The sequence below is a fragment of the Candidatus Methylomirabilota bacterium genome (assembly GCA_035260325.1).
GTDB lineage: Bacteria > Methylomirabilota > Methylomirabilia > Rokubacteriales > CSP1-6 > AR19.
This window is the reverse complement of the sequence record DATFVL010000190.1, coordinates 1-10,726: the sequence shown is the minus strand read 5'-3', so window position 1 is coordinate 10,726 and position 10,726 is coordinate 1. Positions and strand designations below refer to the sequence as shown.

The 10,726-nt window shown below is 70.0% G+C and carries 10 protein-coding genes; all 10 read right to left on the bottom strand.

All coding sequences use genetic code 11. The annotated features are described in order from the left end of the window. Positions 1–255 precede the first annotated feature (255 nt). The 10 genes from VKG64_12500 to VKG64_12455 all read right to left on the bottom strand — a co-directional run bounded on the left by VKG64_12500 (position 256) and on the right by VKG64_12455 (position 10,528). Positions 256–762, bottom strand: a complete 507-nt coding sequence (locus tag VKG64_12500; protein ID HKB25860.1) for a hypothetical protein — start codon at positions 760–762, stop codon at positions 256–258. Next, positions 759–1,184, bottom strand: a complete 426-nt coding sequence (locus VKG64_12495) for a hypothetical protein (GenBank protein HKB25859.1) — start codon at positions 1,182–1,184, stop codon at positions 759–761. Before VKG64_12495 ends, VKG64_12500 begins: the two co-directional genes overlap by 4 nt. Beyond that, positions 1,181–1,645 carry a GspH/FimT family pseudopilin gene (locus VKG64_12490; protein ID HKB25858.1) on the bottom strand — a complete coding sequence of 155 codons (465 nt, stop codon included), beginning with the start codon at positions 1,643–1,645 and terminating at the stop codon, positions 1,181–1,183. The genes VKG64_12495 and VKG64_12490 overlap by 4 nt, the downstream gene beginning before the upstream one ends. Next, entirely contained in the window at positions 1,618–2,394 is a 777-nt protein-coding gene (locus VKG64_12485) for a prepilin peptidase (protein HKB25857.1), read from the bottom strand. The genes VKG64_12490 and VKG64_12485 overlap by 28 nt, the downstream gene beginning before the upstream one ends. 4 nt (positions 2,395–2,398) lie before the next feature. Beyond that, positions 2,399–4,303, bottom strand: coding sequence for a tetratricopeptide repeat protein (locus VKG64_12480; GenBank protein ID HKB25856.1), 1,905 nt, complete (start codon positions 4,301–4,303; stop codon positions 2,399–2,401). A 235-nt stretch (positions 4,304–4,538) separates the two neighbouring features. Continuing rightward, positions 4,539–4,961 (bottom strand): prepilin-type N-terminal cleavage/methylation domain-containing protein, encoded by a 423-nt coding sequence (locus tag VKG64_12475; protein HKB25855.1) that lies wholly within the window; start codon positions 4,959–4,961, stop codon positions 4,539–4,541. 230 nt (positions 4,962–5,191) lie between these two features. Continuing rightward, positions 5,192–6,577 carry a sigma-54 dependent transcriptional regulator gene (locus VKG64_12470; GenBank protein ID HKB25854.1) on the bottom strand — a complete coding sequence of 462 codons (1,386 nt, stop codon included), beginning with the start codon at positions 6,575–6,577 and terminating at the stop codon, positions 5,192–5,194. Beyond that, entirely contained in the window at positions 6,570–8,192 is a 1,623-nt protein-coding gene (locus VKG64_12465; GenBank protein HKB25853.1) for an ATP-binding protein, read from the bottom strand. The genes VKG64_12470 and VKG64_12465 overlap by 8 nt, the downstream gene beginning before the upstream one ends. Continuing rightward, positions 8,192–9,394 (bottom strand): type II secretion system F family protein, encoded by a 1,203-nt coding sequence (locus VKG64_12460; protein ID HKB25852.1) that lies wholly within the window; start codon positions 9,392–9,394, stop codon positions 8,192–8,194. Before VKG64_12460 ends, VKG64_12465 begins: the two co-directional genes overlap by 1 nt. Before the next feature lie 9 nt (positions 9,395–9,403). Next, positions 9,404–10,528 carry a type IV pilus twitching motility protein PilT gene (locus tag VKG64_12455; protein HKB25851.1) on the bottom strand — a complete coding sequence of 375 codons (1,125 nt, stop codon included), beginning with the start codon at positions 10,526–10,528 and terminating at the stop codon, positions 9,404–9,406. Between the last annotated feature and the right edge of the window lie 198 nt (positions 10,529–10,726).

Sequence of the window (10,726 nt, the reverse complement as noted above, 5' to 3'; positions counted from 1 at the left end):
CCCGTCTCCGTGAGCTGGAGCGCCTTGACGGCGCTCGACCCGATGTCGAGCCCGAACACTTGCGGAGCCTTGCGGAAAAACGCCATGTTTAAACGCCTTTCTCCTCCGTGGATAAGTAGTATAGGCGCGGGGCCGCGAGGGGCCAATATTTTCCCACGTACTACATTTGGCGTCGAGGGCCCGCGTCGCCCCAACGGGTGGAATCCGGGCGCGCGTTCGAGGCGCCGCCGCGAAACGCGGCGCGGCAGAGGCGCCTCAGCGCTCTCGCCAGTTCGACATCGCGTGGAGGGCGCGAACGCCCGCAGCCGGCACGCCCGGCGCGCGGCGTCGCCTCACGACGACCTCGAGCGTGCGCGCGGCGGTGTTGAACGCGCCCGTGGATCGCATGATGACGACATCGTTCGCGTCACCCGCGACGTCGTTGCGGATGCTGACGGTGTAGGTGCCCTCCGCGATCGAGAGCCCCGGCAGCGCCGCGGCGGCGAGGCCGGGCAGCGTGACCCACGGCGCGGCCGCGTCGGCGGCCGCGACGAGCGCGCCCCACGAGTCGTCCGCGTCGGCGGCCGCGACGAGCGCGCCGTAGCCGATCTCGAGCCCCGCCTCGGCGAGCCAGCGGGCGCGCGCGGCGTCACCGAGATTCCGCGCGATCCGTGGCTCCAGCGCGCCGGCCGCCAGGAAAGCGAGGACGGGGCCGCTCAGCAGCATGAGGACGATCAGCGACAGGACCAGCGCGATGCCGCGCTGGTCCCCGTGCGGGCTCACGGGCGCGGCGCGAGGACGGTCGCGAGCTCGACGCGCCGCTCGCCGCCCGCCGCCGGGCGGTACGACACGGCGACGCTGGCCCGCTTGCAGGTCACTTCCGCGGGCGCCGGATCGGCGCACGCGGCGCCTCCCAGGTCCACCACCGTCGTCTCCCGCCGGAAGCCCGGCGCGCCGGCGATCGCGCCGTACGCCTCGCGGGCGACGCCCGGGGCGAGGAGCGCGTGGCCCCACTCGGTGAGCGCGGCGGCGCGGAGGAGCTCCAGCCGCTCCTCGGCGAGGAGCACGGCGGCCGTTTCGGTCCTGCCCGTGTCGACGCCGACCGCCGCGTACCGCAAGCCGGTCGCCACCGCGGTGAGTCCGACCGACAGGACACACGTCGCGACCAGGATCTCGGCCAGTGAGAGTCCGCGCGCGCCGGTCACTGGACGCTCACCCGGCCCGAGACGGCGACGACCACGCGATGCCCGCGGCCGCTCGCGGGATCGGTCACGGCGTAGCTCCCCGCGGGCGTCGCGGCACCGAGGTGGGTGAAGACGACGGCGGCACCGCTCACGCGCGCGGCGCCGGCGAGCCGGATCGGCTGCGCGCCGGGCGCGCCGAGCTCTCCGCCGCTGCAGGAGGCGCCCCGCGCCTGCTCGAATCGCACGACGCCGCCCGCGACGGACACGCACACCGCCGCGTTGAGCGAGATCGCGAGGAGCCGTCCGTGACCGACGGCGCCGGCCAGCTCCTCGGCCGCGGCCCGAAGCGTCGCGTCCCGCCAGAGCCCGAGCATCGTCGGGGCCGCGAGCAGAGCCAGGATGCCGAGGAGCGAGAGTACGACGGCGAGCTCGACGAGCCCGAAGCCCCGCGCGTCTAGCCGCCGAACCCCCGCAGGTACCACGCCACCACCCTCTCGCCCCAGAACAGGCCGGCGGCGCCACCGAGTGCAAGGAAGGGACCAAAGGGGATCGGGTCCTTGCGGCCGCGGAGCCCGGTCGCGAGGAGGGCGAGCGCGACCACGCCGCCGACGGTCACCGCGACGAACAGCGAGAACAGGAGCGCCTTCCAGCCGAGGAATGCGCCAAGCATCGCGCCGAGTTTCATGTCGCCCCCGCCCATCCCACCCGGCTGGACGAGAATGATCACGAAGAAGATCCCGCCGCCGACCAGCACGCCGATCACGGAGTCGAGCCATGCCCCGGTGCCCACGCCGATGAGCACCCCCGCCACAATTCCGGGCAGCGTGATCGCGTCGGGGATGATCTGGCGCTGCAGGTCGATTGCCGCGATGGCGATGAGCGCGGCCAGGAGCGCCGCGGACACGGCGAAGCGCGGCGTCGGTCCGAACGCGGCCCAGGCGCCGAGGAACGCGGCGGCGGTGAGGAGCTCGACGACGGGGTAGCGAGACGAGATCGCGCCGCCGCACGCCCGGCAGCGGCCACGGAGCGCCAGGAACGAGAGCACGGGGATGTTGTCGTACCAGGCGATCGCGACATCGCACGCCGGACACGCCGAGCGGGGGCGCCAGAGGCTCCGGCGCTCGGGCAGCCGCGCGATCACGACGTTGAGGAAGCTGCCGATGACGAGCCCGAACAGGGCCACCGAGACGAGCGCCGCGCCGCGCGCGGCGTCGGCGAGCGGCACGTCCACGACGCTACCAGGTCTCGAGCAGCCGGAACTCGACGCTTTGCGCCATCGACGGACTGAGCATCCTGAGAATGCCGAGGGCGGTGAGGGCAGCGTCGCGCTGGCCCGTGGCGGCGAAGAACCTGGCCAGCCCCGACCACGGGTGCGCCATGTCCCACTTGATCGCGATCGCGCGCCGGAAGTACGCCAGGGACTCCATGGGGTGCCCGGTCTCGCCGACGGCGAAGCCGAGGTTGGTCTGAACGAATGGACTGTTGGGCGCGATCCTTCCGGCGCGCCGCAGCACCTCGAGCGCCTCCCCGGGCCGGCCGAGCGCCATGAGCGTCGCCCCCATGTTGGCGAGGGCGTCGGCGTCGCTGGGAAACCGCCGCAGGTATTTCTCGTAGGCCTGAGCCGCCTCCTTGTACTCGCCCTTTATCGCGTGGAGGTAGCCCAGGTGGTGGTACGCCTTCACCTGGTCGGGCCGGATGATCAGCGTCCGCTCGAAGTACTTGCGGGCCTCACCGGTGAGCCCGCGGTTCGCGAGGTAGACCCCGAGGTTCCCGTAGCAGATCGAGCAGTCCGGCTGGGCGTCGATCGCATACCGCCAGAGCGTGTCGGTGTCGCGCCAGACCTGGACCTGCTGGAACGACAGCACCCCGAGCCCGAAGACGGCGACCACGCCCGTGACGGAGAACGCCCGCACGATGCCCGGACGGAATGTGCCGGCCGCGGCGGCGCGCGCGAGGAGGCCCGCGACGCCGCCGAGCAGCAACGCGAGGCTGACCGTCGGCAGATAGCTGTACCGGTCGTGGGCGAGCTGGTGGCCCGAGTGGATGAGCCCGATGACGGGCCCGAGCGCTACCACGTAGCAGGCCCACGCCGTGATCCCCGCCGGCCAGCGCCGCCGCAGGGCGACGAGCGCCGCCGTGATTCCGATCACCGCCAGCGCCGGCAGGATGAAGCGCCACGCGAGCGGGTTCACCCGCGCGGGCAGCTCGTAGAGCGGCGCGAGCCTGAGCGGCAGGATCGTCTTCTCGGCGTAGAACCAGACGCTGTGGAACATCACGACGATCCGCGCTGTCAGCGGGTAGCGCTCGAGCGGGGTGATGAAGTGGTTCGAACTCTGCGCGTAGTAGGTCACGGCCGCGCCCGCGACGCCCAGGATGGCGAACGGGATCTTCTCGTAGAGCGTCCACCTGCCGAACGCCCGCAGCGGGTAGATGTCGAGCAGGATCAGCATCCCGGGCAGCACCATCACGCTGCCCTTCGAGGCCAGCGCGAGGAGGTAGAGACCGGTGGCGCCGGCGAGGAGCCAGCGGCGCCGGACGCCGCTCGCGTCGGACATCTTGAGATACGCGAGGAGCGTGAGGAAGCAGAAGAGCCCCGAGAGCACGTCGCGGCGCTCCGTCGCCCAGGCGACCGACTCGACGCGGAGCGGGTGCAGCATGAAGACGAGCGTCGCGATCGCGGCCCCGATTCGCAGCGGCGCGTCGCCGAGCGTCGTGGCCTTCTGGAGGATGCGGAGCGCCACGAGATAGAACACCGCCGCGCCCGCGGCGTGGATGAGCAGGCTCGTCAGGTGGTAACCCATGGGGTTCATGCCCCACAGGACGTAGTCCATGCCGAACGTCATCCACGTGAGCGGGATGTAGTGGCCCAGCAGCATCGTCGTGAAGAAGTATTTGAACTGGGCCGCACCGAGGCCCCGGTACGCGGGGTTCTCGTACAGGTTGATCTGGTCGTCCCACTCGACGAAGTTGTTCCAGAGGCTCGGCGAGAACACGACGAGGGTGATCAGCGAGAGCGCGAGCGGTATTCCCCAGACGGCCAGCACTCTGGTCGCAAGCCGGCTCAGGGTCGGCGTCAGCAGCCGCCTGCCGGCCAGGGGCTTCGAGGCCACCGTGACGACGCTTTCGGTTCCCGAGGTCATTGCCGACTCACCTCATGCCACGCTTGACGTACGGACCCCGGAGGAGTCCCCGCCAAAGTTGCAGGAGCGGTGCCAAATTCTATAACGGGCGTCTGGTCACGCTCTCACGGATATTTGCGGGGCGGCGGCGTGAGTGAGCTGGACAGATCGCGCCGGCGCCGGTGGTGCTGCTGGCACGAATGACGACGGGGGAGGGTCGGCCCTCCCCCGTCCAGAGAGAACAGCGAGAACTGTGTTACGGCACCGTGACGGTCGCGCCGTCGCCCGTCGCGGAGATGTTGAACGTCCCCGCTGCGGTGCTCGCGGCGTACGCGTAGCCCGCGGCGGGCAACCAGTTCGCGGGCACGGACGGCACGCGCGCCAGGAACGGTCCGGCCGTCTGCGCCTGCGCGTTCGTGACCACCACAGTCAGCTCGCTGAGGTTCGTCGCCGTCGGCACGTTGCCCATGTGGGCCGAGTAGATCGACACCGCGGACGCGATCGCCCGCGCGTCGGCCTGGGCCTTGGCGATCCGCGCCCGCGCCTGCACGTTGGCGTAGAGCGGGATGGCGATCGCCGCCAGGATGCCGATGATCGCCACGACGATCATCAGCTCGATGAGGGTGAAGCCTCGCTGGCCCCTCACTGCACACCGCCTCTTCGTCCACCACTGGATCATGGAACCCTCCTCTTGGTTCGTCTCGCAGCAGTCTGCATCCGGTGGCTTCTACTCTCGCATCTTCCGTGCCAGCCCGTGCCAGCCCTCGACTCCGGGCGAATCCCTTCTTTTGCGGCGCTTTGCAGATGGTCGGCGATCCGGAAAATGGCAGGCTCTGACCTTCCTGGTCATGGGCACTGACAAAATCCGTCATCGCCGCCCGGGTGGAGCGCCCGAGCCCCGGCGTCGCGCTACGCGCCGGAGTCCGATCTCGCCGCGTGCTTCCGGAGCTTGTAGCGGAGCTGACGGAAGCTCACCCGCAAGAGCTCCGCCGCGCGCGTCTGGACGCCGCCGGTCCGCGCCAGCGCGAGCTGGATGTAGCGCTGCTCGATCTGGTCGAGCGTCGCCTGGAGGTCGAGCCCGCTCTCCGGGATCTCCACGGCGATCTCGAGAACGTCCTGCGGGCGCCGGAGGTCCGGCGGCAGCGCGTCCACGTCGAGCACGTCGCCGTTGCCGAGCACGAGCGCGCGCTCGATGACGTTCTCCAGCTCACGGACGTTGCCCGGCCAGCGGTAGCTCTCCAGGACCGCGAGCGCCGCGGGCGTCACGCTGCGCACCGAACGGCCGAGCTCCGACGACCGACGCTTCATGAAGTGGGCGACCAGCAGCGGGATGTCCTCCCGCCGTTCGCGCAGCGGCGGAATGTGGAGCGGAATGACGTTGAGGCGGTAGAAGAGGTCCTCGCGGAGCGTCCCGTCCTGGACGGCCTTTGCGACGTCGCGGTTCGACGCCGCGATCAGCCGAACGTCCACCTTGATGTCCTTCGTGTCGCCGACGCGCCGGATCTCCCGTTCCTGGATCACGCGCAGGAGCTTCACCTGGAGCGCCGCGGGCACCTCGGTGATCTCGTCGAGGAAGAGGGTGCCGCCGTGGGCGGCCGAGAAGAGGCCCACGGTGCTCGCGACCGCGCCCGTGAAGGCCCCCTTGACGTGGCCGAACAGCTCCGACTCCATCAGCGTCTCGGGGATCGCGCCGCAGTTGACGGAGACGAACGGCCCGTTACGGCGCGGGCTCCCATCGTGGATGGCCCGGGCGACCAGCTCCTTGCCCGTGCCGCTCTCGCCGGCGACGAGCACCGTGGACATGCTGTCCGCGATCTTCCGGATGGTCTCGAACATCTCGAGCATCTGCGGGCTCCGGCCCACGAAGCTCTCGACGCTCCGCTCGCGACGCAGCTGTCGCTTGAGCGCCTGGTTCTCGTCCTGGAGGCGCTTGCGCTCGAGCGCGTTCGCCAGGATGAGCTTGATCTCGTCCATCTTGAACGGCTTGGTGATGTAGTCGTAGGCGCCGAGCTTCATCGCCTCGACCGCCGTCTCGGTGGACGCGAACGCGGTGATGACGACCACGACCGTCTCGGGCGAGTGCTCCTTCGCCGCGCGGAGCACGGCGAGGCCGTCCACTTCCCGCATCCGGAGGTCGGTGATCACCAGGTCGAACGCCTCGCGCTTGAGCGCCTCGATCGCCTGCGCGCCGCCCTCGACGGCGGTGACCTCGTGGCCCTCCTGTCTCAGCATGATCGCGAGGAGGTCGCGCATGCTGCGCTCGTCGTCCGCGACGAGGACGCGCGTGTCAGGCATCGCGCGCGGGCAGGGTGACCGTGAACGTCGTGCCGAGGCCGGGCGTGCTGCGCACGTCGATGTCGCCACCGTGCTCCTGCACGATCCGGTGCACGAGCGCGAGCCCGAGGCCGGTGCCCTCCGGCTTGGTGGAGAAGAAGGGCTCGAACAGGTTCGCGAGGTCGCCGGGGGCGACGCCGCTGCCGGTGTCGCTCACGCGGAGCTCCAGGAGCCGGCCCGGCGCCGCGGCGGCGCCGACGCGCAGCTCGCCGCCCTCGGGCATGGCGTCGACCGCGTTGAGGCAGAGGTTCCAGACGACCTGCTTGAACTGCTGCGGGTCCACGCGCCAGACGACCGGCGGCACGAAGTCGCGCACGATCTTGAGGCTCCCCGGCCCGGCGCGATGCTCGAGGAGCACGAGGACCTCCTCCACGGCGTCGACGACGTTGACCGTCTCGAGCATCAATGGCGCCGGGCGCGCGTACTCGAGGAAGTTCTTGATGATCTGGTTCAGCCGCTCGGACTCGCGGATGACGATCTGCGAGAGGCGCTCGCGCGCCTCCCCCGGGGCGGCGGGGCCGGTCAGGACCTCGATCGCGCCGGTGAGCGAGGCCAGCGGGTTTCGGATCTCGTGGGCGATGTTCGCCGCCATCCGGCCCAGGGTCGCCAGGCGGTCGGCCTGGCGCATGCGGGCCTCGAGCTGGCGGATCGCCGAGAGGTCCTCGCACGCTCCGATGAGTCCGAGGCGCACGCCGTCGCCGGCGCGGAGCGCGGAGAAGGTGATGCGCACGGGCGCGGCGGTGCCGTCGGGCCGGCGCAGCGTGGTCTCGTGCAGCGACGCCGCGCGGGGGCTGCCGTCGATCACGGCGGCGACGGCGTCGAGCGCGATCTCGTCGCCGAAGAGCGCCGACCACGGCCGGCCGACGACCTGGGCCGCGGCGCGCCCCGTCATCTCCTCCGCGGCGCGGTTGAGCGCGGTGATCCGGTGCCCCCGGTCGAGTGCGATGAGACCGGTGCCCACCGACTGGAACACGAGGTCTTTGAAGGCCTGCAGGTCGAGGAGGTCCCGCCGCTCCTTTTCGAGCTCGCGCCGCGTCGAGCGGAACTGCTCGGCGAGCCCACCGGCGAGGATCGCGACGACGAGGAAGGTGCCGGAGTTCATGAACATCGTCAGCAGCTCGAGGCCGGTCGTCTCCCCGGGCGCTTCGAAGAAGATGCTGGTCGGAAACACGGTGCGGCCCAGGACGAGAGCGGTGTAGAGCACGCTCGCGACGGCGGCCATCACGAGGCCCCCGGTGCGGGACAGGAGCACGCAGGCGGCCGTCACCGAGAGCACGTACAGGAAGGCGAAGATGGACCGCCCGCCCCCGGTCGCCGCCACGACGGCCGTCACGAGCACGGCGTCGAGCAGGCAGAAGAGCCACGACATGTGGCGCGGGTCGGCCATGCCGCCGAACAGGAGCAGGGCGGCGGACGACGCGACGACCGTCAGCAGCGCGAGCGCCAGCACGGCGGGCTGCTCCCCGGGGATGAGGTCGGACGGCAGGAACGGCCCGAGCGCCAGCAGGAGCGCGGCGAGCCCGAGCCGCGCCCAGGAGAACCCGCGCAGCAGCCCGTCGATCGTCGGCGGTTTCACTACTTCATCAAGGTGACCAGCTTGAAGATCGGCAGGTACATCGCCACGACCAGACCGCCGACGACCACGCCGAGGAAGACGATCATCATCGGTTCGAGCAGCGCCGTGAGCGCGTTGACGGCCGTGTCGACCTCGTCGTCGTAGAAGTCGGCGATCTTCGAGAGCATCTGGTCGAGCGCGCCGGTGTTCTCACCGACGCTGATCATGTGCACGACCATCGGCGGGAACACGGTGCTCCCGCGGAGGGGATCGGACAGCGTGCGGCCGGAGGTGACGGCCGTGCGCGCCCCCATCACCTCGCGCTCGACGACGCGGTTGCCGGCGGAGCGGGCGGTGATGAGCAGCCCTTCGAGAATGGGCACGCCGGACGAGATCAGCGTCCCGAGCGTCCGCGTGAATCGGGCGACCGCCACCTTGCGGATGAGCATGCCGATCACCGGGATCTTCAGCAGGAACGCGTCGATCACCTTGCTGCCCTGGTCGCTCGCGTAGTAGCGCTTGATCGCGTAGATCATGCCCACGATCGCCAGCACCATGAAGATGATGTACCGCTGGGTGAATTCCGAGATGAACATGACGATCTTCGTCGGCAGGGGGAGGTCCGCGCCCATGCCCTGGAACATCTTGGCGAACGTCGGGATGACGAAGATCATCATGAAGATGATGACGAGCATGGCGACGCCGATGATCGTGACGGGATAGACCATGGCGCCCTTGACCTTGCTCTTCAGCTTGGCGGCCTTCTCGATATACCCCGACAGGCGCTGCAGCACGACGTCGAGCACGCCGCCCGACTCGCCGACCTGGAGCATGTTCGTGAAGAGGTCGTCGAACACCTTCGGGTACTTCCTGAAGGACTCCGCGAGCGTCGCGCCGCCCTCGACTTCGCGCGCGATCCGGCCCGTCACCTCGCGCAGCGTCTTGGAATCGCTCTGCTCGGACAGGATCGAGAGGCACTGCGCGATGGGGAGGCCCGCGTCGACCATGGTCGAGAACTGGCGCGTGTAGATGGCGAGGTCCTTGTCCTTGACCGAGCCGCCGACCTTCTTGACCGCGGCGGCCTTGGCCTGCCGCTGCTGGACCGCCGTCGCGACCACGCCTTTCGCGCGGAGCGCGGCGACGGCGCCGGGCCGGTCGTCCGCCTCGATCTCGCCGGCCACGGCGCCCGACGCCGACCGGCCACGGTACGCAAACACGGGCATGGTCCCCTCCTAGCGCTTGGCGAAGGGTGAAGCGCCGGCCGCCGCCGTGGCCGCGGCCGGTGGACCGACGCCTTCGTTGCCGAGTAGCTGCATCAGTTCCTCGGGAAGCGTCGAACGATTCATCCCCTCATCGCGGGTGATCAGCTTCCGCCTCACGAGATCCGCGAGTGACTGGTTCATCGTCTGCATGCCGAACTTCAGCCCGGTGGCGATCGCCGAATAGATCTGGTGGATCTTGTCCTCGCGAATCAGGTTCCGGATCGCCGGCGTGGCCGTCATGATCTCCATCGACATCACGCGCCCGCCGCCGACCTTGGGGATCAGGGTCTGCGACAGCACGCCCTCGAGCACGAGGGCGAGCTGCGCGCGCACCTGCGTCTGCTGGTTGGTCGGGAAGACGTCGATGATGCGGTTCATCGTCTGGGCGCACGAGTTGGTATGCAGCGTCGCGAAGGTCAGGTGGCCGGTCTCCGCGATGGTCAGCGCCGCCGCGATCGTCTCGAGGTCCCGCATCTCGCCGACGAGGACCACGTCCGGATCCTGCCGGAGGATGGACTTGAGGGCCCGCTGGAACGACTGCGTGTCCGAGAAGACCTCGCGCTGGTTCACGAGGCAGGACTTGTGCGGGTGGACGAACTCGATCGGGTCCTCGATCGTGACGATGTGCTCGTATCGCTCGCTGTTGATCTTGTCGATCATCGCGGCGAGCGTCGTGGACTTGCCCGACCCCGTCGGCCCGGTGACGAGGACGAGCCCCTTCGGCCGGTCCGCCAGCTGCTGCACGATGGGCGGAAGCCCGAGCTCGTCGAAGGAGCGGATCTTGTGCGGGATGACGCGGATCGCCGCGCCGACGGCGCCGCGCTGGCGGAACACGTTGCAACGGAAGCGCGCGAGCCCCTGGATGCCGAAGGAGAGGTCGAGCTCGTTCTCCTCCTCGAACTTCTGCTTCTGCCCTTCGTTCAGGACGCTGTAGGCCAGCCGCTGCGTGTCCTGGGGGGTCAACTGCTCGAACTGCGTGAGCTGGGTGAGGCGCCCGCTGATGCGGAGTTGCGGATGGGTCCCGCTCGTGATGTGCAGGTCCGAGGCCCCGCGGTCCACCATGATCTGCAGCAGATCCGCCATGTTCGCGGCCATTCGTGTCTCCCTTGATCGGAATCGCAGCAGCGCTACGACAGGGTGACCCTCAGCACCTCTTCGACGGTCGTGGTCCCCTCGAGCACCTTGAGGAGCCCGTTCTGGCGGAGCGTCTTCATGCCCTGCGACTGCGCCAGCTCGCGCAGCTCGGCGGTCGGGGCGTTGCGCAGGATCGCGTCGCGCAGCTCCTCGGAGATC

Bases quoted from the DNA above. Each gene is read 5' to 3' on its own strand.
- VKG64_12475 (HKB25855.1), bottom strand. From the start codon at position 4,961: ATGATCCAGTGGTGGACGAAGAGGCGGTGTGCAGTGAGGGGCCAGCGA.
- VKG64_12480 (HKB25856.1), bottom strand. From the start codon at position 4,303: ATGACCTCGGGAACCGAAAGCGTCGTCACGGTGGCCTCGAAGCCCCTG.
- VKG64_12460 (HKB25852.1), bottom strand. From the start codon at position 9,394: ATGCCCGTGTTTGCGTACCGTGGCCGGTCGGCGTCGGGCGCCGTGGCC.
- VKG64_12470 (HKB25854.1), bottom strand. From the start codon at position 6,577: ATGCCTGACACGCGCGTCCTCGTCGCGGACGACGAGCGCAGCATGCGC.
- VKG64_12455 (HKB25851.1), bottom strand. From the start codon at position 10,528: ATGGCCGCGAACATGGCGGATCTGCTGCAGATCATGGTGGACCGCGGG.